This is a genomic window from Paenibacillus pasadenensis (assembly GCF_002864175.1).
GTDB classification, from domain to species: Bacteria; Bacillota; Bacilli; order Paenibacillales; family Paenibacillaceae; genus Paenibacillus_O; species Paenibacillus_O pasadenensis.
This window is the reverse complement of sequence record NZ_NFEZ01000004.1, coordinates 2466582-2489339: the sequence shown is the minus strand read 5'-3', so window position 1 is coordinate 2489339 and position 22758 is coordinate 2466582. Positions and strand designations below refer to the sequence as shown.

Here is a 22758-nt window from a genome sequence, read left to right as displayed (position 1 = left end):
AATCAATAAAGGCCGGACTCGCCGAATTTTTTGGCCAGCCAGTTCGTCCCCAGCACGAGGATGATGCCGACGACGGACTTGAACAGGCCGACCGCCGTGCTGTAGCTGAACGCGCCTTGCGTGATGCCCATCGCATAGACGTAGGTGTCGAACACTTCCGCGGCCGAGCGGTTGAGCGGATTCAGCATCAGATAGATCTGCTCGAAGCCGTTGTCGAGCACGCTGCCCATTCGCAGGATGAGCAGGATGACGATCGTGCTGCGGATCGCAGGCAGCGTGATGTGCCAGATCTGCTTCCAGCGGTTCGCTCCGTCGATCGTCGCCGCCTCGTACTGCTCGACATCGACAGCAGAAAGCGCTGCCAGAAAGATGATCGTTCCCCAGCCGCATTCCTTCCATATCGTCTGCAGCAGGATGATCGGCCGGAACCAGTCCGGATCGGACAAAAAGGCGATCTTCTCGCCCGTATGCTGGAGCAGCAGCTCATTGACCGGCCCTCCTTCCGTCGTCAGGAAGACGTAGGTCAGGCTCGCGACGATGACCATGGAGATGAAATGCGGGATGTAGATCATCGTCTGGACGACTCTTTTGAACAGAGCCCGCCGGACTTCGTTCAGCAGCAGCGCCAGCACGATCGGAGCGGGGAAAAAGAAGACCAGATTCAGAAAGGACAGGATGAGCGTGTTCTGCAACAGCAGGAAAAACTCCGGATTGGCGAAGAACAGGCGGAAATGCTCCAGTCCGACCCACTCGCTTTTCCAAAAGCCGGTGAACGGCTGGTAGTTCTTGAAAGCAAGCAGGATGCCCCACATCGGCACATATTTGAAGAGGGCAAAATACAGCAAGCCTGGAAGCAGCAACAAGTAAAGCCACTTGTCCCGCCGCAGCCGGATGGCAAGGGACGGCCGATAGGCCGCCTCTCCAGCCGCTTGAGGCGGCTTCCCTCTTTCTATGGCCTGCTTCATCGTTTCTCCCACCTCCTTCTTCGCTATGATCGCATGCTCGCCTCGAGAGCGCTGGCCCTATTATGCAGAGGTCCTCGATTTTCCGGCAATGAGACATTTTTGAAGAAGGATGAAGCGCGGAGCTCGCGACGCCGGCCCAGCTTTCCCAAAAAGTGCAAGTCCGGCAAAAGAGTGGCATCCGCTCCGGCGCAGTTGCAAAAAAATCGCATCGCCAGCCGCAGCGGGCGGCGCAGACGATGGACGAATGAAAGACAAAAAACCCGCCGGTCTGCATGCAGCTCGGCGGGCTTTGCCTTTTCTTTTGCTTATCCGATCTTGACGCGGATGACGTTCCAGGACGCCTTCGGCAGCGTCGCTTCGATTTTGCCTGCGTCCGTCTGGGCGGCATTGCCGCCGACATGCGGCTTGACGCGGTTCGGCTCCTTCGCCGTATTCACCGCTTTCAAATCGTCGCTTTCCAGCACGATATGCTCGATGACCCGGCTCTGCTCGAAGCTGCGCAGGTCGATCTCGAACGGCAGCTCCTCGTCCAGATGGCGGTTGACGGCAAACACCGTCACCTCGCCGAGCTGCTCGTTGTAGACGGCGACCGATTCGAGGTAAGGGACGTCCGTGAAGTCCTTCGAGTCGTACTTCGGCGACTTCACCAGCGGCACGAGCACGGTGCCGCGTCCGAACACGCTCGCATGCATGTACGGATAATAGATCGTCTGCTTCCACGCCGCGCCGCCATTCTCCGTCATGATCGGCGCGATGACGTTGACGAGCTGCGCCATGCAGGCCATCTTCACCCGGTCCGCGCGCTTCAGCAGGCTGATCAGCATGCAGCCGACGAGCAGGGCGTCTTCATGGTTGTAGATGTCCTCCAGCTGCGGAGGCGCGATCGTCCATGGCTCCAGCTTGCTGTCCTGCTCGTTGGAGTGGAACCAGACGTTCCATTCGTCGAACGACAGGTGGATCTTCTTCTTGCCGCGCTTTTTGGCCTGGATGTAGTCGCATACCGAGATGACCGTATGGATGAAGCTGTCCATGCCGACCGACTGGGCGAGGAAGTTGGCGGTGTCGCCGTCCCGGTTGCCGTAGTATTGGTGAAGCGAGAGATAGTCGACGTTCTCGTAGGCCTGCTCCAGCACGGTCGCTTCCCATTCCGGATAGGTCGCCATCTGGATGCTCGAGCTGCCGCAGGCGACGAGCTCGATCGTCGGGTCCGTCCAGCGCATCACCTTCGCCGCTTCATTGGCGATGCGGCCGTATTCGTAGGCCGTCTTGCTGCCCATCTGCCACGGGCCGTCCATCTCGTTGCCGAGGCACCAGGTCTTGATCGCATGCGGCTTAGCATAGCCGTGGCTCGCGCGCAGGTCGCTCCAATAGGAGCCGGCCGGATGGTTGGCGTACTCGAGCAGGTTCCGCGCCTCATCGGGACCGCGAGTGCCGAGGTTCACCGCCATCATTGCCTCGGTGTTGGCTTTTTTGCACCAGTCCATGAATTCGTTCAAGCCGACCCAGTTCGGCTCGACCGTGCGCCAGGCGAGATCCAGCTTGCGCGGACGCAGCTCCTTCGGCCCGACTCCGTCCTCCCAGTTGTAGCCGGAGACGAAGTTGCCGCCCGGATAACGGACGATCGGCACGTCCAGCCCTTTGACCAGCTCCAGCACGTCGCTGCGGAAGCCCTGCTCATCCGCCCCCGGATGATCCGGCTCATAGATGCCGCCGTATACGGCCCGTCCCAGATGCTCGATAAAGGAGCCGTAAATGCGCTTGTCCACCTCGCCGACTCGAAAATCCTTGTCCACGATCATCGAAGCTTTGTTTTTTGTCGTCATAACCGCTTCACCTCGTCTTCATATAAATACCGTTATTAATTAGTTAACAACTTCATGAATGAGTCACCCTTTCATTTAACCCTATTCTTTAAAAATGTTCAATATCTCGAATACAATTTATATTTTTATTAACGTTATGGAGGAGAGGGAATGCCAAAAAACCGCTGCGATCGGCCAAGGCCGAAACCAGCGGTTTCGCTCGAGGGCATGGCGGCGGCGAGACCGGCTAGCCCAGCTTTCCGTGCCGCATGACGCCGAACATGCCGGTCATCCCCTCGTGGCGGGCGAAGCCGTACGAGGTATAGAACGGCTGGATCTCGCCGCATCGGGAGAGAGGCCATCTGCCTATCCCATCCCCTCCGCCGCCTCGAGGACTCGGGCGAGTCCTTCGGCCAGCCGGCGCTCGTCGAGCAGCGAGTAGCTGAGCCGGATCCGGTCCTGCATCGCGTCCAGCGGATCGCAGATCGGTCCCGGGACGAAGGCGGCGGACAGCTCCAGGCTGCGCTCCAGCAGCCGCGAGGCCTGCATGCCCTCCGGCAGCCGCACCCACAGATTGAGTCCGCCGGCGGGACTTTCCCAGCTCCAGCCGGATGCGGACAGCGCCTGCTCCATCGCTTCCTTGCGCATCGAGACGGCGACGCGCAGCTTGGCCAGATGCTCCTGCATCCGGTGCGAAAAGAAGAACGACTGGAACAGCTTCTGCCCGAGCAGCGGCGTGCCGCCGTCCGCCAGCGCCTTGAGCGGACGGATCGCCGCCAGGAGCGGCGGCCTCGCCGCGAGAAAGGCGATCCGCAGCCCGGGCGCGATGTATTTGCTGTAGGAGCGCAAATAGACGACCCAGCCTTCGGTATCGTAAGCGAACAACGGCGCAGGCGGCGGCTCGTGGAAATAAAGGTCCGAGTAGGCCTCGTCCTCGATGAGGATGCAGCGGTAGCGCTCGGCCAGCTCGAGCAGCGCCTTGCGCTGCCGGACCGGCACGGTGTAGCCCGTCGGATTGTGGTACGTCGGGTTGAGGTAGAACAGCTTGGGCCGCTCCGCGGCCATCAGCTTCTCGACCCTATCCAGGTCATAGCCGTCCGGCCGGATCTCGACCGGCAGCATGCGGACGCCGAGCTGGCGCAGCATGTCGATGGCCGGACTGTAGGTCGGCCGCTCGATCAAGGCTTTGTCGCCCGGCTGCAAAAGCGCCCGGAACGCCAGATCCATCCCTTGCTGGGCGCCGGTCGTCACCATCAGCTCCTCGGCCGACAGCTCCAGCCGCCGGTCCTGCATATAGCCCGCCATCGCCTCCCTCAGCTCCCCGTCTCCCATGACCGTGGAGTACGTGCTGAGCAGCAGCGGCTGGCTCGCGATGACCTCCTGAGCGTGCCGGGCGAGGAAACGGTTCGGCAGCAGCGTCGGATCGAGCAGCGCCTCGGACATCCGGTAGCGGACCGCCCGCCGATGGATGTCCGACAGCCGGCTCTCGGCTCCGCAGGCCGTTCCCGCGCCATAGCTCCAGCGGACGCCGCTGCCCGCCGCCTCGCCGGCAGGCACTTCCGCGCGGACGTAATAGCCGCTCCGATAGCTCGCTTCGAGCAGCCCCTCCTCCTCCAGCAGCCGATAGCCTTTGAGCACGGTCAAGCGATGCACGCCGAGCTCCTCCGCCATCGTCCTCACCGACGGAATCTTTTCTCCCGCCGCCCAGCGGCCATGACGGAGCCCGCTGCGCAGCGCCTCCTCCACTCTCTTTCCTTTGGAGCCGATTCCATCGGCCGTCCACGCAGGACGCATCCGCCATCCCTCCCGATCACCGCCTTCATCTGTTCTACTATTGCTCCATCTGGTCGGTTTGTCAATCGTATGATGGTGGCCAAAAGGAGGCTTTTCCTCATGGTCGTTCTGCTCTACTCTCTCATGTGCGCCATCTTCGGCACGACCTTTCTCGTCATCAAGCTCGGCGTGGATGCCGGACTGCCGCCGCTTTTGTCGGCCAGCCTCCGGTTTTTCGCCGCCGGCGCGCTGCTGCTGCTCGGACTGCGCCTGCGCGGCAAGCCTTCCTTCGGCCTGCTCGCGCGCAAGGAAACCTGGCTCATCGGCTGCGGCAGCACGTTCGTCACGTTCGCGACGCTCTACTGGGCGGAGCAGCATCTCGACTCCGGCACGGCCGCCGTCCTGTCGGCCACCGCGCCGATCGCGGTCCTCCTGCTGCAGTCCGTCTTCTGGAAAAAGCGCTCGACGAAGCTGGAGCGGCGCGGCGCGCTCGTCAGCTTCGCCGGCGTCGTCGTCCTGCTGCTGCCGAGCTTGGCGGCGGTCCATCCGGACCGGCTCTGGCTGCTCTCGGCTGCGCTCGTGCTGCTCGGACAGATCGGGTATGCCTCCGGCAGCCTGCTGCAGCGCCGGCTGCTGACGAAGGAGCCGGCGCTGTCTCCGATCGCGCTCAATGGAGGCCAGATGCTGGCCGGCGGCGCCGGCATGGCGCTGCTGTCCCTGCTCACGGAGCGGATCGATCCGTCCGCCGTCGAGCCGCTGCCGGCGCTTGCCTCGCTGCTTTATCTGATCGTCATCGGCTCGATGCTCGGCCACAGCCTGTTCGCTTGGCTGATCCGCGCGACGAACGCCTTTTTCCCGTCCACCTGGCTCTACGTCTCGCCGGCGCTGGCGCTCGGGCTCGGAGCCGCGCTGTACGGCGAGCGGCTGAGCGGCTTCACCGCCGCAGGCTCGCTGATCGTCCTGGCCGGCATCGTGCTGCTGCGGCTCCCGGAGCTGAAGTCCCAGCTGCTCGCGGCCAAGAAGAGAAGCCGGGAAGCGGCATGAGTCCGACCGCCAAAGCGAAAAGCCCTCCTCGGGATCATCCGGGGGGCTTTGCGGCGGCAGCGAGCCGCGATATTCCGAAGCCTTCAATGATTTTCCGCTCCAGCTGTGCATCCAAGCTACATCTAGATCCGGATCCCGACCTTCCCGTCCTCGACGACGACGGGGTACGACCTCACCCGGACGCGCTCGCTGAACAGCGAGCGGCCGGACTTGATGTCGAACTCCCAGCCATGCCAAGGACAGCGGACGATCTCGCCGTCGCGGTCATAGCGGTAGCAGTACACGTCCGACGGAGCGTTCGTGCCGCCCACGCGGCCGGCAAGCATCGGCGCGCCTTGATGCGGGCAGTAGTTGTTCAGCGCATAAAAGCCGTCCTGCAGCCGGTAGACGACGAGCTCCCGCTCGCCGACCGCGACGAGCCGGGCTTCGCCGACGGCCAGCTCCTCCTCGCGGAGGACGACATGCACGGTCATTGGCTTCCCTCCTCCCTCGCCGGTCATCCAAGCCGGTACAGCTGGCGCGCGTTGTCGTAGAACACCTTGCGCCTCGCCTCGGGCTTCAGCTTGCGCAGGATCTTGTCCGGCGCGTCGAAGTCCCAATGCGGATAGTCGCTGGAGTAGAGCAGCATGTTCTCGGCATCCATCATGTTGAACAGATCGGCCAGATGCTGCGGGTTGTCCGGCTCCTCGATCGGCTGCGTCGTCAGATAGCAGTGGTCGCGGACGTACTCGCTCGGCAGGCGCGTCAGCCAAGGCACCGTCGAGCGGAGCGCCTTGTAGTTCTTGTCGAGCCGCCACAGCAGCGGAGCGAGCCAGGCGACGCCGCCTTCGACGAGCACGAGCTTCAGGCCCGGGAACTTGACGAAGACGCCCTCGCAGACGAAGCTGACGAGATGGGCCATGAACATCTGCGACAGGTTCGTATGCCACTCGAGATAGCGGCTCGGATAGCCGGCCGCCGTCGGAGCCGTCGACAGTCCGCCGCCCTCCGCGCCCGGGTGGACGGCCAGCGGCAGTCCCGCCCGCTCGCAGGCCGCGTAGATCGGGTGGTAATAGCGCTGGCCGAGCGGAAATCTCGCGGCGCTGGAGATGATGACCTCGACGAAGCCGGGATGGCCGGCGAGACGGTCGATCTCGCGCGCGGCCAGCTCCGGATCGAGCGTCGAGACGGCGATCGCCGCCTTGAAGCTCGGATGCTTGCCGAGCCACTCGTGCGCGACATAATCGTTGTACGCGCTGCAAATGGCGGCGGCATAGTCGGGATCATGGGTCGTCGAGATGTTGTAGACGACGCCGGTGAGGACGGCCGCCTCGACCTGAAAAGGCTCGATCAGCTGCTCGACGATCAGCTCAGGCACGGAGCCGGCGCGCGCGCCGTTCGGCGGCAGCGCGTCCTTGCGCATGACGCCGACCGGCGACCAGTAGCCCGACATCGCGTAGCCGATGCCGGAGCCCGCCACGCGCGAGCGCCACGGCTCGGGCAGATAGGGCAGCAGCGCCCGGTCCTCCTGCTCGTTGTGGATGTCGGCGTCGATGATCGGATAGGCTGCGTTCGCGGCCATCGCTCAGCCTCCTCCGTAGGTGCGGTCGTAGGCGGTCTGGTACATGGCGAGCAGCTCGTCGGCGCCGAGCTTCTTGAGCTGGTCCGTGAACTGGGCGAACGCCTCGTCGGTCATCGGCGTCTTGCCGGTGATGAACTCAGTCAGCTTCTGATCGATATGCTTGGTCAGGTTCGTCAGCTTGGACTTCTCGAGCTCCAGCTCCTCCTGCGTCTTGACGATCTGCTTGGGCGCCGGCACGATGAACGAGGCATACGACTCGTTGATCGCCTTGGCCTGGTCGCTCAAGCCTGCCTCCCACGCGGCGCGGGACTTGGCGTTGTTGAGCGTGATCATGTCGTACCAGACGCCCCAGTCCTTGCGCAGCGTCGTGAACGGCGACGGGCCGAAGTCCTTATTGTACACCGGCGCTCCGTCCGCCAGCTCATACGTCTTGCCCTCGATGCCGAGCGACAGGTAGTCGCTCCCCTCTTCTCCGGCGAGATAGTCGAGGAACTTGACCGCCCGCTCCTTGTCCTTGACCTTGGCGGAGATCGCCCGGCCGACCGCGCCGACGACCGGACGCGAGAACTGGTACGGCTTGACGCCGTCCGCGGCGAACATCGGCATCGCCCCGAGCTCGAACGAGGCCGTGCCGGCCTGCTTGCCTTTGTCGATCAGCGTCTCGCGGTCCGCTTTCCAGAAGTACGTGACGCTGGATTGACCCCGCAGCAGCCGCTCCTCCCACTGCGCCGGCGTCAGGATCGCATACTCGGGATCGAGCAGCTTCTCGGCGTACAGCTTGTTCAGGAACCGGATCATCTCCTTGTAGCCGTCGCGATACGGAGCGAACGCGTAGTCGCCCGATTCGGGGTCGAGGTTGAAATAGCCCTCGATGCCGGTGAACATGCGTCCGAACACCGTATACAGGCCGGTGTCGCCCGTGATCGCGCTCGTGATGAGCGGATAGCTGTTCGGCTCCTTTTCCTTGAGCGACTTCAGCAGCGCATAGAACTCGTCCAGCGTGCCCGGCGCCTGAAGGCCGTGCTTGTCCATGAGGTCCTTGCGCGTGTACCAGATGAAGTTGAAGCCCTTGCCCTCCGCGTCGCCCTCCAGCACCGGCACCGTGTAGATGCCGCCGTCCGCTCCGGTCGCCACCGCCTTCGCCTCGGGGTACTTCTCGTAGAACGCCTTCAGGTTCGGCGCCTCGTCGAGATAGTCGGCGAGGTTGAGGAACACCTTTTCCGGGCCGTTCTCGCGGCCCTCCTGGTTGGTCACCTGAATGAAGTCGGTCACCGTATTGGTGGCGATCATGATCTGCTTCTTCTCGGCGAGCCCTTCCTGGCTGACGATCTGGAACTCGGGCTTCACGCCCGTCTTCGCCTCGATCTCCTTGAAAATCTCCCAGTCGGACCGCACCTTGCCCTCCGGCCGGTCGTAGACGAGCCAGCTGTAGGAGATCGGTCCGTCCGTCTTCTCCTCGCCCTCTCCGCTGCAGCCGCTCAAGGCGCTTGCGGCAAGCGCCGCGGCAAGCAGCAGCGCCATGCGTGTCGAACTCGACTTCATGAATGGTTGCCCCCTTCTTGAAATAGGCTCAGCCTTTGATGCCGCCGATCATGGCGCCCTGCACGAAATACTTCTGCGTGAACGGATAGACGCACAGGATCGGCACGGTCGCCAGCATGATCATGGCGTACTTGGTCGTCTCCAGATGGGACAGGTCGCCCTCGCCCTGCACCGTCTCGCCGGCGATGAGGATGTTGCGCAGCATGAGCTGCAGCGGATAGCGTCCGCGGTCGTTCAGATAGATGAGCGCGTCGAAGAACGAATTCCACTGGTTGACGGCGCTGAAGAGGCCGATCGTCACCATGACCGGCATCGAGAGCGGCATGACGATCCGCAGCAGCACCTGCAGCGGACCGCAGCCGTCGATGCGCGCGGCGTCCTCCAGCTCCTCCGGCATCGCTTCGAAAAACGTCCGCATGATGAACAGATACCAGGTGCTGATGAGCGGCGGCAGCACGATCGCCCAGATCGAGTCGAGCAGGCCGAGCTTCTGGACGACGAGGAAGGTCGGGATGATACCGCCGCTGAACAGCAGCGTGAAGGCGGCCAGCAGCAGGATCGTCCTGCGGCCCGGCAGCCAGCGCTTGGACAGCGGGTACGCCATCGCGGCGGTCGCCAGCAGCGTGAGCACGACGAAGACCGCCGTGTAGCGGATCGTATTCCAATAGCTCGTCCACAGCTCCGAACGGGCGACGAGCTGCTCGTAGGCGATCCAGGTGATGCGCCTCGGCCAGAGCAGCACCTGGCCGCTGGCGACGAGCGCGTTGTCCGAGATCGAGGCGGAGAAGACGTAGAGCATCGGATAGAGCATGACGGCGGCCAGCAGCAGCATGACGACGACGTTGAAGGCGTCGAACAGCCGCGAGGCGAGGCTTTGCTTGATTTTCACGGCAGCTTGCTCCTCCTTACCACAGACTCGTGTCCGAATGCTTCCGCACGAAGCGGTTGGCCGCGACGACGAGCACGAAGCCGATCGCCGACTGGAACAGCCCGACGGCGGTCGCGAAGCTGAAGTCGGCATCGAGGATGCCGCGGCGGTAGACGAATGTGTTGATGACATCGGAAGTCTCGTAGTTCATCGAATTGTACAGCAGCAGGATCTTCTGGAAGCTCGCATCCATGAAGTTGCCGAGCGTAAGCACGAACAGCACGATCATGATCGGCACCATCCCGCGCAGCGTGATGTGGCGGATCTGCTGGAAGCGGCTCGCGCCGTCGATGCGGGCCGCTTCGTAGAGCGCAGGATCGATGCCGGCGATCGCCGCCATGTAGAGGATCGTGCCCCAGCCGAGCTTCTGCCAGATCTCCGAGCCGACGTAGACGGTCCGGAACCACTCCGGCATGCCGAGGAAGGCGATCGGCTCCAGGCCGAGCAGCTGCACGAGCAGCGCGTTCACGATGCCGGTCGTCGGCGACAGGAAGGTGACGAGGATGCCGGCGATGACGACGGTGGACAGGAAATGCGGCATGTAGCTGATGCTCTGGATGAAGCGCCGGAAGCGGGCGCTGCGCAGCTCGTGGAACAGCACCGCGAGCAGGATCGGCAGCGGGAAATGGAAGATCAGATCATAGACGTTGAGCAGGATCGTGTTGCGGATCAGCTTCCAGGCGTCCGGCGTGTAATAGAAGAAGTCGACGAAATGCTTGAAGCCGACCCACTTGCTGCCGAGAATGCCTCGGCCGATGGAGAAGTCCTGAAACGCGATGATGATGCCGTACATGGGAACGTACTTGAAGATGATGTAATAAAGCACTCCCGGCAGCATGAGCAGGTACAGCGCCCGATGCTTGCTCAGGGCGGCCAGCAGCCGGCTGCCTCGCGCCAAGCCGAACTCCCCCTTTCCGGTTGTCCTTCCGCGGCGGACTGCCGCAGCAAGAAGCTTGCCCTCAGCTTAGCGGCCGTTCGGACCGGGCGTAAAGGGACGCTTTTTTCGCTCGACGCCAGAGAGGGCGAAACCCGCGAAGCCGCATGGCAGGCCGCTTTCCGCGAAAAAAAAGCGACGCCGAAAAAATGGCGACGCGGGTTTTGACGGTCAGGAGCCGGCCGAGGAGCGGGCGGCATCGCGGTATTGGCTCGGCGTGATGCCTTCATGCTTGCGGAACACCCGGTGGAACGAGTTGCGCCCCCAGTAGCCGACCTTCTCGGCGATGTCGTCGATGCGCAGGTCGGTTCCGAGCAGCAGCTCCTTGGCCTTCTCAAGACGATATTTGGCGATGTAGTCGACGTACTTCTCCCCGATCTCATCCTTGAAGACGCGGCTGAAATAACCGGGCGACATGTCCAGCCGGGCGGCGAACTCGTCGATCGACAGCTCCTTGTCGTAATGGGCGTGGATATAAGTCATGATCTCGCCGAGCCGGGTCGGACGGGAAACGGGGTCCGGCGCGTCCTGCCCGACGAGCTGCCGATGCGCCTGGCGCAGCCACTGCCGGAACTCCGCCTCGCTCCAGCAGCGCTCCAGCCCGGCGAGCAGCCGCTCGGCCGCGGCGGGATCGCCGGTCTCGGCGGAGGGCAGCAGCCGCTGCCAGGCGCGCAGCGTGTCGCCGCACCACTCCCGGAGCCGCGCGCAGGAGGCGCCTGCAGCGGCCAGCTTGGCGGCGCCGTCCAGCGAGCTCTCCAGCATCGCCCGGCGGTCGCCCGTCCGCCTGCGGTTGAAGACGACCGCCAGCTCCTGCGCGCTCAGCAGAGCGGGCGGCTCGGCCGCGGCCTGGCTGCGCGCGGGCGCCGCGCAGACGGCGATCGGCTCGCTGCCGACGAGCCGCTCTTCGACGGCCGCCTCGGCGGCGCGCCAGCAGGCGGCGATGCCGTCCGGCGCGTCAAAGCGGCCGCCGATGCCGATCGTCGCGCGGCCGGACGGCAGCTCCCGGCGCAGCGCGAGCCGGATCATCTCGGCCAGCTCTCCGCCGGTGACGAGCAGCAGCGGGTCATCGCCGGCGACGACCGCGATCGTATCCGCCGCCGGCCGCCCTGACAGCACTTGCGTCGGCAGCAGCGCCGCGATGCGCTCCGACAAGCTCGCCGGATCCGGCCGCGGCTCTGTGCGGGACGGGCTGTCCGGCTCATCGTGGAGGCGGATGCAGAACGCGTATCCGCATGCCGGCAGCTCCAGGCGAATGCCGAGCGCTTCGGCCTCGCCGCGCAGCTGCGCGGCATCCCGCCATTTTCCCGACAGCAGCCCTTCGAACAGCGACTGCCGCAAGGCGGGATAGCCGTCGAGCGGCGGCGGCGGATCAGACGGATGGCGCTCCGGGGCTTCGGCGAGCGGCCGGTAGATGCGCCGGCTCAGCCAGTAGGAGACGACGCTGCCGACGAGCAGGAACAGCGCCGCGAACAGCAGGATGCCGAGCCGCAGCTGGCGCGCGGGCTTCATGAGCTGGGGCAGGTCGACGAGGCTGACGATCCGGTAGCCCTCGTGGAAGCGCATCGCGGCCGCCTGCAGCACGTAATCGCCGGCCAGCTCCGTCGCGAAGCCGCCGCGGACGTCCCCGCTCGCAGAAGCCGCCAGCCCGCGCAGCTGCTCCGGCCCGACTCCGTCCGTCCGATACGAGCCGGCGATCCGCTCGCCCTCCCGATCGACGAGCGCGGTGCCGGCCGACCAGCGCTCCGGGATGTCGAGCAGGCGGAGCAGCTCCGGCTGCCGGAGGCGGACGACCAGGTACAGATCCGGCGCGGCGCTGTTGAACGGATAGCTGGCCGCCGCGGCCAGCTGGCCGGTGCCCGGCAGGATGAGGTCCATCATCATTCTTCCGCGCAGCGAGGTCAGCAGCCCGTAGCGGAGGCTGTCGTCCATCGGGTCCACGAAGCGGAAATAGTAGGACCGGTCGGTGTACAGGTCGGAATCGACGATCAGCTCGCTGCGGGCCGAGACGACAAACGCCTTTTCCGCGAGCGGATGGCCCTCCAGCCGCTGGAGCTGCTCGCGCAAGGCGAGGAGAGCTTCCGCGCGCTGCTGTTTTTTGGCGTCGGAGACGCTTGCGCCGGCGGAGGCGCCGGCGGGGCCGGAGGCTGGCGCGGCGCCCGAACTGCCGGAGGCGGTCATGCTGCCTGACGGATCGAGGAGGTCCGTCGAGAGGGAGGAGAGCGTGGCGATCATCGCCGTCTGCAGCGTCTCGAAGGACGCCTCGGTCTTTTCCGAGGCGCGGGCGAGCAGCAGCTCGTTCCGCTTCTCGGCGTCGTCCGTTATGAGCTGGAGCACGAGCATCTGCACGAGCGCGGCGGCGGCAAGCACGGGCACGAGGATGAGCAGCAGATAGACGGCGAAATGCCGGCGGAACAAAGAGGCTTTGAAAGAGGGCATGCGGGTCGACAGGTCCATCGTTCTCACCACCTGGGAAAGGGTCGGCAAGCAGGCATGCGGGATTGAGGCGCGACATGACGCGGCCGCGGCCGCGTCTGTCCTTCGCGGGGGAATCTAGGTAAAAGTATAGACAAGCCGTAATTTAATATCAACAATATGTTAAGTTTATGAAAATAAAAATCAAAAACTCTCCCGGCTCCGCTTCCCGCCTGTCGTCGGATGCTTCGTGCGTCTCGTAAAGCTATGGAACGCAAAGACGGCCATTCTCTGAGAATGGCCGTCTTTGCTGCCGCGCGCTTCAGTCGCGGAACTTCTTCAGAAACTGCACGGCAGCGGCGATATCCTGCTCCGGCTGGCCGCCGACCTCGCGCTCGATCGTCAAGTAGCCGCTGTAGCCGATGTCCTGCAGCGCCTGCAGGTAGCTCGGCCAGTCGACGCCGCCCTCGCCGAGCGGCACCTCGCGGAAGTCCTCGCCCTGCTCGGCCGCCTCGGCGATCTTCTCGTGGCTCATCGCTTCGAAATCGAAGCCGAGCATGCCGTACACCTTGCGCGGATCGACCTCGTCCTTCAGCTTGATGCCGTCCTTGGCATGCGTATGCACGATGTAGCGGCCGAGCGTGCGTACGCCCTGCACCGGATCGTCCCCTGTCACCATGACCATGTTCGCCGGATCGAAGTTGACGGACAGGCCGTCCGTGCTGAGCTTGTCGAGGAAAGCCTTCAGATGCGCCGCGCGCTCCGGCCCCGTCTCGATGGCGAAGTAGGCGCCTCGGCTCGTCGCGTACGAGCTGATCTCCTCGCAGGCTTCCTGCATCGCCGCGTAGATGTCGCTCTGCTCGTCATCGGGCACGATGCCGATATGCGTCGTGACGATATGGCAGCCGAGATCGAGCGCCAGGTCGAGGATGCGCTTCGACTTCTCGATTTTCCAGCCGTTCTCCTGCCGATCCTGAAAGCCGTGTCCGCCCAGATCGCCGACGAGCGCGGAAATTTCCAGGCCGAGCGAGCCGATATAGTCGCGCAGCTCGCGGCGCGCGGCCGCGTCGAGCCCGTCCGGATCCATTTCGCCGGATACGGCATAGATCTGCACGCCGTCCGCGCCGACCTCCTTCGCCTTGCGCAGCCCCTCGCGCACGCCGACCTGGAAGCTGTCGACGATGACGCCGATCGGATTGTTGATGCCCATGACGATCCCGCTCCTTTGCCCTTTTGTTCAGGCCCCCGCGAAGGCAGGCCGCTTGCTCCTCATTGTAAAGGCTGTCCGGCAAGCGGAGCTAGAACAGCGATGCGGCCGAGTTGGACATTTGTGCGGCGGGCTTCCTCAGCCGACCGCCACCCATTCTCCGCGGCGGTCGGCCGAGGCGATCTCGGCGGCGACGATGCGGATCGTCGCCTTGGTGCTCTCCGGATCCGCTTCCTCGATCGGGGCGCCTGCCAGCAGCCGCTCGACGAAATAGCGGAGCTCGTAGTAGTATCCCTCTCCGGGAGCCAGCGCCGCCTCGTAGCCTGGCGCGCCGTCCGGATTGACCCGCAGCCTGCCGCCGGCGAGCTGGACGTTTCCGCGCTCGAACGTCACGCGGAAGCCCATTTCGAAGCCGTAATCGCCGTTGAGCGTCCAGTCGACCTGGGCATGCACGATGCGCGGATCGGCATACCGGTAATGGGTCGAGACGATGTCGTAGCCGCTGCCGAGAATGACGTTCAGGCCGACGGCCGACACCGCCTCCGGCTTGCCGAACAGCCAGTTGACGACGTCCGCGTCATGGACGTGCATGTCGAGGATCGCGCCTCCGCCCTTGTCCTTGTCGAGCACCCACGGTCCCCAGCTCGGCGTGCCGCCGCCCCGGTAAAAGGAAGCGTACGTCACCTCGCCGAGAACGCGGGCGTCGATCAGCCGCTTCAGCTCGACATAGGCCGGCCAGAAGCGCAGGCATTGCCCGATCATGAGCGACCGGTCCGCAGCGGCTGCCGCCCCGATCATCGCCTCGCATTCCGCCTCGTCCATCGCCATCGGCTTCTCGCACAGCACATGCAGGCCCGCCTGCAGGCACTGGATCGCCACGTCCTTATGCAGGTAGGTCGGCAGCGTGATGTCCACCGCATCCAGCTGTTCGCGGGCCAGCATGTCGGCGACCGACTCGTAGGCGGCATACGCGCTCAGATCGGTGACGCTGCCGCCTGCGGCCAGATTGCCGCCGCTCCCCTCGCCGCGCAGCTTGGCCGGATCCGCGTCGCAGATCGCGGCGATCTGCACGGCGACTCCTTCCCGCTCCAGCTGTCGGTAGTTCTCCAGATGCGCCTTGCCCATGAAGCCCATGCCGATGAGGCCGATCCGGATCATGACCGCACGCTCCTTCCGAGGATGGCGTCCATCGCCGCCGACGTATTGAAGACGATCTGCTCGCCATGATGCGCATAGGACGGGATCATCTCTGCCGTCACGTAGCTGTCGTACCCGATCGCTTCCAGCTCGCGCACGACCGCCGGGTAGTCGACGTCTCCGGCCAGCAGGTCCACGAAGCCGTGCAGGCCGCCGGCGGCGCGCCGGTAGTCCTTGAAGTGGACCTTCTTGATGCGCTTGCCGAGGATCGGGATCCAGTGCTCCGGATAGCCCCCGTGCAGGGCGTTGCCGACGTCGAAATAGCTGCCGACCGCCGGCGAGCCGACGGCGTCGATGAAGTCCCTCATTTCCAGCGGCGACAGCAGGAACTTGTTCCACACGTTCTCGATGCCGATGCTAACGCCCAGCCGCTCGGCATCGCCGGCCACCTCCCGCAGCGCCTCCAGCGCGCGCTCGTAGGCGACGTCGTAGCGGACGGCCGGAGCGTCCGGCAGGAAGTCGACGCCGACCGCCCCCGGCACGATCAGAATCGTATCGACCTCCAGCAAGGCGGCAAACTCCAGCTGCCGGCGGACGATCGCCTTCGCCTTGGCGCGCGTCTCGCCGTCGCCGCTCGTAAACGGATACGACCAGTACAAGCCGCTGGCCAGGCTGGCGATCTCGATGCCGATGTCCCGCGCCAGCTTCGCATGGGCCTCGATCTGCTGCGGCGTGCTTTCCAGGCTGAGCTCTCCCGTCTCCTCCAGCGCCAGCTCGATGCCGTCGAAGCCGGCCTCCTTGGCGAGCCTCAGGCTTCGTTCCACCGTCGTTCCCGCGGGAAACGACCAGGCGTTGATTCCTTTTTTCATCGTCTCGCTCCTCCTTCAGGCATGATGGCCATCCGCCATCGCCATCCGCCATCAGTATAGCTCTCCCGGAGTCCGTCCGCTTTGCCATCAGCGCCGCCGGATTTGCATTTTTGTGGTAAGATGGGAGCACAACCTGCGCCATGGAAAGGAGCGGTCGAGCTGGAGTTCCATCCGCTGACGCTGAGGCAGGAGCTGGCCGTCGAGCAGCTCATTTCCTTCCACTATTTCGAATATCCGAAGGGCTATCTGTTCGAGGGAGAGTCGCATGACTTCTGGGAGCTGCTCTATGTGGACAAAGGCGAGGTCGAGGTCCGCGCCGACGACCGCCTGCTCCGCTTGAGCCAAGGCAGCATCGTCTTCCACAAGCCCGGCGAGTTCCATACCGTCCGGGTCGGCGAGGAGCATCGGCCGCCGAACCTGATCGTCGTCGCCTTCGTCTGCCGCAGCCCGCTCATGGACCGCCTGCGGGACTGGACCGCCGCGCTGGAGGACGGAGAACGGGCGTGGCTGTCGATGCTGCTGCGCGAAGGCTTCGCGAGCTTTCAGCCTCCCTACCACAACCCGCTCGTGCATGAGCTGCGCCGCGCGCCGGACGCGCCTCCGGGGTCGGAGCAGCTGCTGCGCCTGTCGCTGGAGCTGCTGCTGCTCAGCCAGATCCGCAAGAGCGGCGATCCGTTGCGCCAGGGGGGCGCGCCCGCGATCCAGCCGCTGCCGTCGGAAGGCGCGGACGCGATGGAGCGGCTGGAGGCGTTCGTCGCCGAGCGCATCGGGCTCGGCGAGACTCCGACGCTCGACGACCTGTGCCGCGCCGCCCATCTCGGCCGCAGCCGGCTGCGCGAGCTGACGCAGCAGCATGTCGGGACCGGGCCGATGGAGCTCGTGCGCCGGCTGCGGCTCGACGCGGCCAAGTCGATGATCCGCGAGCGGCGCTACAGCCTCACCGAGATCGCCGACCGTCTCGGCTACTCGAGCCTCCACTACTTCTCGCGCGACTTCAAGCGCCTGACCGGCATGGCGCCGTCCGAGTACGGACGCACCGCCCTGGCCGCCGCAGGCCTGCTCGCGCAGCCGGGACCGGCGAAGCTCTGACCTTGGAAAGGAGCAATCGGAATGGGACCTCATTTTTGGAGAGCCTACGGCATCTGGATTTTTCCCGCCTTCGTGCTGATCGTGCTCGCCGCCGGGTGGCTGAACGGAGATAGGGCATCGACAAAAGAAACGTTCGAATGGCTGACCGACTACGCGGCGCCATGGATCATCATCGTGCTGCTGCTCGTGCTCATCCGCCGTCTGCCTCGGCGCTGAGCCATGCTGAAAAACGAAGCCCGCCTCCAGCTGGAGGCGGGCTTCGTTTTTCAGTTGCGAATGGAACCGGCTCTATTCCGCCGGAGGCGTGAACGAGCGGTTCGCGAACTCGGCGTCCAGCATGTAGAAGGCGTTGCTGTCGGACTCGATCCGCTTGAGCTTTTGGATGATGCCGTCGAAGAGGGCTTCCTCCTCTACCTGCTCGTCGATGAACCACTTCAGGAAGTAGATCGTCGCGTGCTCGCGCTCGTCGAGCGCCAGGTCGGCCAGATGGTAGAAGTTTTTCGTATTCTGCTGCTCGTGCCGGTAGCCGTGCTCGAATACGTCCAGCATCGAATCGTACTCGTTCTTCGGCTCGCGCAGAGCCTGCAGCGTGGCGCGGCGGCCGCGGTCGTTGAGGAACTTGTAGATCTTCATCGCATGGAAGCGCTCCTCCTCGGCCTGAACGAGGAAAAAGTTGGAGAAGCCCTCCAGGCTTTGGCCGGAGCAGTACGCCGCCATGGCGAGATACACATGGGCGGAGTAGAACTCGAAGTTCATCTGGTCGTTGAGCGAAGCGGCTAGCTGGTCATTCATCGGAATTCCTCCTTGGATGCGGATAGGGCTAGTTTCGGCGCTCCTTCTCGACCCGCTCCAGCACGCGCCGGGCCAGCTTCTTGGGCTTGCCGGCCTGCACGACGCGGCCCTTGACGACGGCGAAGCAGCGCTCGCGGCACAGCCGGCAGCTGCCGAGGCAGGGCGACTTGCGCAGCTCGATGCCGGGCTCGTCCTTGAGCCTGCGGTAGGCGGGCTTGGACAGGAGCTTCAGGTTGCGCCGGCAAAACCGGATCTTCACTTGGCTCCGCCGCGGAACTTGCGGCTGTGGACGCGCGCTTCCTCCGGCGTGGTGACCCGATTGCGGCCCCATTCCAGCAGGATGCGGTCGATATAGGTGAAATGCAGCTTGCCCGCGAACACGGCCTCGCGCAGCGCGAAGCGGATCAGCTCGTCGCTGTAGCGGTCCTGGTCCAGCCACATGCTGATGCGCTCGCACTCCATCGGGGAGAGCGGACGGCCGAATTCCTGCTCGAACACCGAGAACAGGTCCGTCGCGGCGGCAGCGGCAGCCGGACGCGGACTCGGCGCCGCCGATGCGGAGACGGACGCGGAACGGTCCGCCTCCGCCGTCCACTCGGCCGCGCGCTCCAGCCAGCCCTGCCAGTTGTAGCGCTCGTAGCGGATGCCGCTGACGCTGTCGAGCGTCTCGTCGATGCGCAGGAAGCCTTCCTTCATGAGGCGGCCGAGCTGCTGCTGCACCGAGCGCGGCGAGATGCCGAGGCGCGTGGCAAGCTCCTCCGGCGTCGGAAAGTCATTGCGCTCCGTATCGCGGAACGCCATCAGCTGCAGCAGCAGCATGAAGTCCGCGTCTCCGAGCCCCAGCTCGCGATAGGAGCGGAGCAGCAGCGCCGGCAGGAAGACGCCTCCCTCGCCCATGACGCGGGCGAGCGCCTCGGCATGGGCGCCGCTGCCGCTGACGCTGCTGCCCCGGTCGCCAGGCCGCATCAAGGATACAGCCGGTAGAGCGTGCGCGGGAACGCGATCGTCTCGCGCACATGCTCCAGCCCGCAGATCCAGGCGACCGTCCGCTCCAGGCCGAGGCCGAAGCCGGAATGCGGCACGGTGCCGTACGTGCGCAGGTCCATGTACCATTGGTACGCCTCGAGCGGCAGGTTATGCTCCTCGAAGCGCTGCGCCATCAGCTCCGGGTCGTCGATCCGCTGCGAGCCGCCGATGATCTCGCCATAGCCTTCCGGCGCGATCATGTCGGCGCACAGCACGACCTCCGGACGGTTCGGGTCCGGCTTCATGTAGAACGACTTGATCGAGGCCGGATAATGCGTGATGAACACCGGACGGTCATGCGCCTGGGCGATCGCCGTCTCGTGCGGAGCGCCGAAGTCCTCTCCCCACGGCACTTCGAAGCCGTTGCTGTTGAGGAAGTCGATCGCCTCGTCGTACGTGATGCGAGGGAACGGCGCCTGGATCGCCTCCAGCTTGGAGATGTCGCGCTCCAGCGTCGTCAGCTCCGGACGGCAGTTGTTCACGACGCTCTGGACGACATGGGCGACGAACTGCTCCTGGATGCGCAGCGACTGCTCGAGGTCGACGAACGCCATTTCCGGCTCGATCATCCAGAACTCGATCAGATGGCGGCGCGTCTTGGACTTCTCGGCGCGGAACGTCGGGCCGAAGCTGTACACCTTGCCGAGCGCCATCGCCGCCGCTTCCATGTACAGCTGTCCGCTTTGCGTCAGGTAGGCGTCCTCGTCGAAATATTTCGTATGGAACAGGTTCGTCGTGCCTTCCGCCGACGTCGGCGTGAGGATCGGCGGATCGACCTGCGTGAAGCCGTTCGTATCGAAGTATTCATTGACCGCGCGCTTGATCTCGGCGCGGATCGTCAGCACGGCGCGCTGCTTGGGCGAGCGCAGCCACAGATGGCGGTGGTCCATCAGGAAGTCGACGCCATGCTCCTTGGGCGTGATCGGGTATTCCTGGGTCACCTGGATAATCTCGATGCCTTCGACGACGAGCTCGTAGCCGGACGGGCTGCGCGGCTCCTCCTTGACGAGGCCGGTCACGTACAGGGAGCTTTCCTGCGTCAGCTTGCCCGCCTGCTCCCAGGTGTCCTCGCTCACCTCGGTCTTGGCGACGACGCCCTGGATGAAGCCGGTGCCGTCCCGCAGCTGCAGGAAGGCGATCTTGCCGCTGGAGCGCTTGCGCTGCAGCCATGCGCCGATGCGCACGCTTTGGCCGACATGGCCGGATACTTCTCGGATGGTGACGAGGGAATCATTCATAATGGCGGTTGGCCCCTTTCGTGTGGATGGATCTGAAATGGATCAGGCCTGCTCCGCTCCGCGCTGACGGGCCAGCTTGAACGTGTCGCGGGCGATGAGCAGCTCCTCGTTGGTCGGCACGACCATGACGGCCACGGACGAGTCCGGCGTCGAGATGACCCGCGCCTCCTTGCTGCGCTGGGCGTTGAGCTCCTTGTCCAGCTTGATGCCGAGGAACGTCAGGCCGTCGCACACATGCTCGCGCAGGACGACGGAGTTCTCGCCGACGCCGGCCGTGAACAGCAGCACGTCGATGCCGTTCATCGCCGCCGCATAGGCGCCGATGTACTTTTTGACCCGGTAGGCGTACATCTCGAAGGCGAGCTTCGCGTTTTTGTCGCCGTCGAACATCGCCTCCGTGATCTCGCGCATGTCGCTGCTGAGCCCGGAGATGGCGAGCAGGCCGCTATGCTTGTTGAGCATCGAGTTGACCTCGGAAAGGGTCAGGTCTTCCTTGTTCATCGTGTACGGCACGATCGCCGGATCGAGATCGCCGCTGCGCGTGCCCATCATGAGGCCCTCGAGCGGCGTCATGCCCATGCTCGTGTCGAACGACTTGCCGTGCAGGATCGCCGTCGCGCTCGCGCCGTTGCCGATATGGCAGCTGACGAGCTTGAGCTCCTCCAGCGGACGGCCAAGCACCTCGGCGGCGCGCTCGCTGACGTAGGCGTGGCTCGTCCCGTGGAAGCCGTAGCGGCGGATCGCATGGCGCTTGTACAGCACCATCGGCACCGGATACAGGTACGACTGCTGCGGCATCGTCTGATGGAACGCCGTGTCGAACACGACGGCCTGCGTGACGCCCGGCAGCACCGCCTCGACGGCCGTGATGCCCATCATATGGGCCGGGTTATGCAGCGGCGCCAGGTCGAACAGCTTGCGGATCTCCAGCTTCGTCTCCGGCGTGACGACGGCGGATTCCTTGAACGCCTCGCCGCCGTGCACGACGCGGTGGCCGACGGCGTCGATCTCCTGCACCGAGCTCAGCACGCCGTGCTCGGGATGGGTGAGCATGTCCAGCACGCGCTTGATCGCGCTCGTATGCTCCAGGATCTCGTCGACGATCCGCACCTCGGGACGGCCCTCCGGCTCATGGGTGACGATCGAGGAGTCCATGCCGATCCGCTCGACGCGCCCGCTCGCGAGCACGGACTCGTCCTTCATGTCGTAAAGCTGGTACTTCAGCGAGCTGCTGCCCGCATTGATGACGAGAATGTTCATACGCGGTCACCGTCCTCATCGTAAGTGAAGAAGCCCGCGCCGCTCTTGACGCCGAGCTGTCCGCCCCGCACCATCTTCTTGAGAATGAACGACGGGCGGTATTTCAGCTCGCCGTACTCGCGGAACATCGACTCCAGCGCGGCATGCACGGAGTCGAGGCCGAAGCGGTCGGCCATCTCGAACGGTCCGTGCTGGAACGAGTAGCCGATCCGCATCGCGCTGTCGATGTCGTCGACCGACGCGACGCCCTCCTCGAGGATGTGCAGCGCCTCGTTGATGAACAGGCAGATGAGCCGCGTCGTGATGAAGCCCGGCGACTCGAACACCATGACGCCCTTCTTGTCGATCACCTGCTCGACGAAGCCCTTGGTCGACTTGAACGTCGCGTCCGACGTGCGCAGGCCGCGCACGATCTCAACGAGATCGACCTTGAACACCGGATAGACGAAGTGCATGCCGATGACGCGCTCCGGATGCGCCGCCGCGCTCGCCAGCTCCGTCAGCGACAGCGTCGACGTATTGCTCGCGAGGATGACGTCCGGCGGGCAGGCGCGGTCCGCCGCGGCGATGATCGCCTTCTTGCGCTCCAGGTCCTCGGTGATCGTCTCTATGATGAGCTCGCATTGGGAGAAGTCGCTCATGTCCGACACTCCGTGGATGCGGTTCAGGATCAGCTTCTTCTCCGCCTGCGTCAGCGCCCATTTCTCGATCTGCTTGTCCAGGCTGATCTCGATGCTGCGAAGTCCCTGCTCCAGCTTGGCCGGCGTAAGCTCCATGAGGAATACGTCCATGCCTTTGTACGCAAGCATTTCGGCGATGCTCTGGCCCATCGTGCCGGCACCGATGACACCGATCTTTCTAAAATTCACAGTAGGTCCGCTCCAATCTGAAAAGCCTCTATTCTCTCTAAAGCCGCCCCTTATTATACCTTTCCAAGGGGCTGCTGCACAATGTTCCCGAATCTGTATTTTGCACAATCCGGTGACCGAAAATCCGCGCCGCTGCTGGATTTTTATGCGTCAGCGCGGCGATGGGAAGTCACAGATCCGCCCTAATCGGACCCGGTCTGGCGCATTCCTGGCCGCATCGCTCGGCCGCTGCCCGAGCGCCTCCCCAGACAGCATAAAAGACGGGCCGGCGGCCCGTCTGTGATGGATGTATCCATAGGTCAAGCGACGT

21 protein-coding genes are annotated in these 22758 nt (G+C 64.5%); 3 read left to right on the top strand and 18 right to left on the bottom strand.

The features are described from left to right. Positions 1–2 precede the first annotated feature (2 nt). The 3 genes from B8V81_RS20300 to B8V81_RS20290 form a co-directional block, all read right to left on the bottom strand. Positions 3–965 carry an ABC transporter permease gene (locus B8V81_RS20300; RefSeq protein WP_028599711.1) on the bottom strand — a complete coding sequence of 321 codons (963 nt, stop codon included), beginning with the start codon at positions 963–965 and terminating at the stop codon, positions 3–5. 305 nt (positions 966–1270) lie between these two features. Beyond that, on the bottom strand, positions 1271–2788 hold the full coding sequence (arfA, locus tag B8V81_RS20295; protein WP_028599712.1) for an arabinosylfuranosidase ArfA: 1518 nt from the start codon (positions 2786–2788) through the stop codon (positions 1271–1273). A gap of 345 nt (positions 2789–3133) precedes the next feature. Next, positions 3134–4561, bottom strand: coding sequence for an aminotransferase-like domain-containing protein (locus tag B8V81_RS20290; RefSeq protein ID WP_028599713.1), 1428 nt, complete (start codon positions 4559–4561; stop codon positions 3134–3136). 99 nt (positions 4562–4660) lie between these two features. Here B8V81_RS20290 and B8V81_RS20285 point away from each other — a divergent pair, with 99 nt between their 5' ends. Further along, positions 4661–5584: a DMT family transporter gene (locus B8V81_RS20285; protein ID WP_028599714.1), complete on the top strand. Its 924-nt coding sequence runs from the start codon at positions 4661–4663 to the stop codon at positions 5582–5584. A 122-nt stretch (positions 5585–5706) separates the two neighbouring features. Here B8V81_RS20285 and B8V81_RS20280 read toward each other — a convergent pair whose 3' ends face one another. The 9 genes from B8V81_RS20280 to B8V81_RS20240 all read right to left on the bottom strand — a co-directional run bounded on the left by B8V81_RS20280 (position 5707) and on the right by B8V81_RS20240 (position 16174). Continuing rightward, positions 5707–6057 (bottom strand): Rieske (2Fe-2S) protein, encoded by a 351-nt coding sequence (locus B8V81_RS20280; RefSeq protein WP_028599715.1) that lies wholly within the window; start codon positions 6055–6057, stop codon positions 5707–5709. Positions 6058–6080: 23 nt separating this feature from the next. Then, entirely contained in the window at positions 6081–7145 is a 1065-nt protein-coding gene (locus B8V81_RS20275) for an amidohydrolase family protein (RefSeq protein ID WP_028599716.1), read from the bottom strand. Positions 7146–7148: 3 nt separating this feature from the next. Beyond that, a complete protein-coding gene (locus B8V81_RS20270) occupies positions 7149–8687 on the bottom strand; it encodes an extracellular solute-binding protein (protein WP_028599717.1) in 1539 nt (512 codons plus the stop codon). A 28-nt stretch (positions 8688–8715) separates the two neighbouring features. Beyond that, positions 8716–9576: a carbohydrate ABC transporter permease gene (locus B8V81_RS20265; RefSeq protein WP_028599718.1), complete on the bottom strand. Its 861-nt coding sequence runs from the start codon at positions 9574–9576 to the stop codon at positions 8716–8718. Between the two features lie 16 nt (positions 9577–9592). Beyond that, positions 9593–10453 (bottom strand): ABC transporter permease, encoded by an 861-nt coding sequence (locus B8V81_RS20260; protein WP_101809465.1) that lies wholly within the window; start codon positions 10451–10453, stop codon positions 9593–9595. 267 nt (positions 10454–10720) lie between these two features. Next, positions 10721–13003 carry a helix-turn-helix transcriptional regulator gene (locus B8V81_RS20255; protein WP_101809075.1) on the bottom strand — a complete coding sequence of 761 codons (2283 nt, stop codon included), beginning with the start codon at positions 13001–13003 and terminating at the stop codon, positions 10721–10723. A gap of 280 nt (positions 13004–13283) precedes the next feature. Continuing rightward, positions 13284–14171, bottom strand: coding sequence for a sugar phosphate isomerase/epimerase family protein (locus B8V81_RS20250; RefSeq protein WP_101809074.1), 888 nt, complete (start codon positions 14169–14171; stop codon positions 13284–13286). Between the two features lie 135 nt (positions 14172–14306). Beyond that, entirely contained in the window at positions 14307–15326 is a 1020-nt protein-coding gene (locus B8V81_RS20245) for a Gfo/Idh/MocA family protein (protein ID WP_101809073.1), read from the bottom strand. Continuing rightward, complete coding sequence (locus B8V81_RS20240; RefSeq protein WP_101809072.1) at positions 15323–16174, bottom strand: sugar phosphate isomerase/epimerase family protein; 852 nt, start codon at positions 16172–16174, stop codon at positions 15323–15325. Before B8V81_RS20240 ends, B8V81_RS20245 begins: the two co-directional genes overlap by 4 nt. A 120-nt stretch (positions 16175–16294) precedes the next feature. Between B8V81_RS20240 and B8V81_RS20235 the strand changes: the two genes are divergently transcribed. After that, positions 16295–17263, top strand: coding sequence for an AraC family transcriptional regulator (locus tag B8V81_RS20235; RefSeq protein WP_101809071.1), 969 nt, complete (start codon positions 16295–16297; stop codon positions 17261–17263). A 21-nt stretch (positions 17264–17284) separates the two neighbouring features. Next, a complete protein-coding gene (locus B8V81_RS20230; protein WP_101809070.1) occupies positions 17285–17479 on the top strand; it encodes a hypothetical protein in 195 nt (64 codons plus the stop codon). A gap of 72 nt (positions 17480–17551) precedes the next feature. On the opposite strand, the gene B8V81_RS20225 is transcribed toward B8V81_RS20230, so the two are convergent. The 6 genes from B8V81_RS20225 to B8V81_RS20200 are packed head-to-tail and all read right to left on the bottom strand — an operon-like array spanning position 17552 to position 22448. Beyond that, positions 17552–18055 carry a ferritin gene (locus tag B8V81_RS20225; RefSeq protein ID WP_101809069.1) on the bottom strand — a complete coding sequence of 168 codons (504 nt, stop codon included), beginning with the start codon at positions 18053–18055 and terminating at the stop codon, positions 17552–17554. Between the two features lie 28 nt (positions 18056–18083). Beyond that, positions 18084–18314: a DUF1450 domain-containing protein gene (locus B8V81_RS20220; protein WP_101809068.1), complete on the bottom strand. Its 231-nt coding sequence runs from the start codon at positions 18312–18314 to the stop codon at positions 18084–18086. Next, positions 18311–19021, bottom strand: a complete 711-nt coding sequence (locus B8V81_RS20215; RefSeq protein WP_101809067.1) for a DnaD domain-containing protein — start codon at positions 19019–19021, stop codon at positions 18311–18313. Before B8V81_RS20215 ends, B8V81_RS20220 begins: the two co-directional genes overlap by 4 nt. Next, entirely contained in the window at positions 19021–20319 is a 1299-nt protein-coding gene (gene asnS, locus B8V81_RS20210) for an asparagine--tRNA ligase (RefSeq protein ID WP_101809066.1), read from the bottom strand. The genes B8V81_RS20215 and asnS overlap by 1 nt, the downstream gene beginning before the upstream one ends. Positions 20320–20361: 42 nt before the next feature. Further along, positions 20362–21579 carry an acetate kinase gene (locus B8V81_RS20205; RefSeq protein ID WP_101809065.1) on the bottom strand — a complete coding sequence of 406 codons (1218 nt, stop codon included), beginning with the start codon at positions 21577–21579 and terminating at the stop codon, positions 20362–20364. Next, positions 21576–22448: a 3-hydroxyacyl-CoA dehydrogenase family protein gene (locus tag B8V81_RS20200; RefSeq protein WP_028599730.1), complete on the bottom strand. Its 873-nt coding sequence runs from the start codon at positions 22446–22448 to the stop codon at positions 21576–21578. Before B8V81_RS20200 ends, B8V81_RS20205 begins: the two co-directional genes overlap by 4 nt. Between the last annotated feature and the right edge of the window lie 310 nt (positions 22449–22758).

Coding starts and splice junctions, on each gene's coding strand:
- B8V81_RS20300 (WP_028599711.1), bottom strand. CDS start 965: ATGAAGCAGGCCATAGAAAGAGGGAAGCCGCCTCAAGCGGCTGGAGAG.
- arfA (WP_028599712.1), bottom strand. CDS start 2,788: ATGACGACAAAAAACAAAGCTTCGATGATCGTGGACAAGGATTTTCGA.
- B8V81_RS20290 (WP_028599713.1), bottom strand. CDS start 4,561: ATGCGTCCTGCGTGGACGGCCGATGGAATCGGCTCCAAAGGAAAGAGA.
- B8V81_RS20285 (WP_028599714.1), top strand. CDS start 4,661: ATGGTCGTTCTGCTCTACTCTCTCATGTGCGCCATCTTCGGCACGACC.
- B8V81_RS20280 (WP_028599715.1), bottom strand. CDS start 6,057: ATGACCGTGCATGTCGTCCTCCGCGAGGAGGAGCTGGCCGTCGGCGAA.
- B8V81_RS20275 (WP_028599716.1), bottom strand. CDS start 7,145: ATGGCCGCGAACGCAGCCTATCCGATCATCGACGCCGACATCCACAAC.
- B8V81_RS20270 (WP_028599717.1), bottom strand. CDS start 8,687: ATGAAGTCGAGTTCGACACGCATGGCGCTGCTGCTTGCCGCGGCGCTT.
- B8V81_RS20260 (WP_101809465.1), bottom strand. CDS start 10,453: ATGCTGCCGGGAGTGCTTTATTACATCATCTTCAAGTACGTTCCCATG.
- B8V81_RS20255 (WP_101809075.1), bottom strand. CDS start 13,003: ATGGACCTGTCGACCCGCATGCCCTCTTTCAAAGCCTCTTTGTTCCGC.
- B8V81_RS20250 (WP_101809074.1), bottom strand. CDS start 14,171: ATGGGCATCAACAATCCGATCGGCGTCATCGTCGACAGCTTCCAGGTC.
- B8V81_RS20245 (WP_101809073.1), bottom strand. CDS start 15,326: ATGATCCGGATCGGCCTCATCGGCATGGGCTTCATGGGCAAGGCGCAT.
- B8V81_RS20240 (WP_101809072.1), bottom strand. CDS start 16,174: ATGAAAAAAGGAATCAACGCCTGGTCGTTTCCCGCGGGAACGACGGTG.
- B8V81_RS20235 (WP_101809071.1), top strand. CDS start 16,295: ATGGGAGCACAACCTGCGCCATGGAAAGGAGCGGTCGAGCTGGAGTTC.
- B8V81_RS20230 (WP_101809070.1), top strand. CDS start 17,285: ATGGGACCTCATTTTTGGAGAGCCTACGGCATCTGGATTTTTCCCGCC.
- B8V81_RS20225 (WP_101809069.1), bottom strand. CDS start 18,055: ATGAATGACCAGCTAGCCGCTTCGCTCAACGACCAGATGAACTTCGAG.
- B8V81_RS20215 (WP_101809067.1), bottom strand. CDS start 19,021: ATGCGGCCTGGCGACCGGGGCAGCAGCGTCAGCGGCAGCGGCGCCCAT.
- asnS (WP_101809066.1), bottom strand. CDS start 20,319: ATGAATGATTCCCTCGTCACCATCCGAGAAGTATCCGGCCATGTCGGC.
- B8V81_RS20205 (WP_101809065.1), bottom strand. CDS start 21,579: ATGAACATTCTCGTCATCAATGCGGGCAGCAGCTCGCTGAAGTACCAG.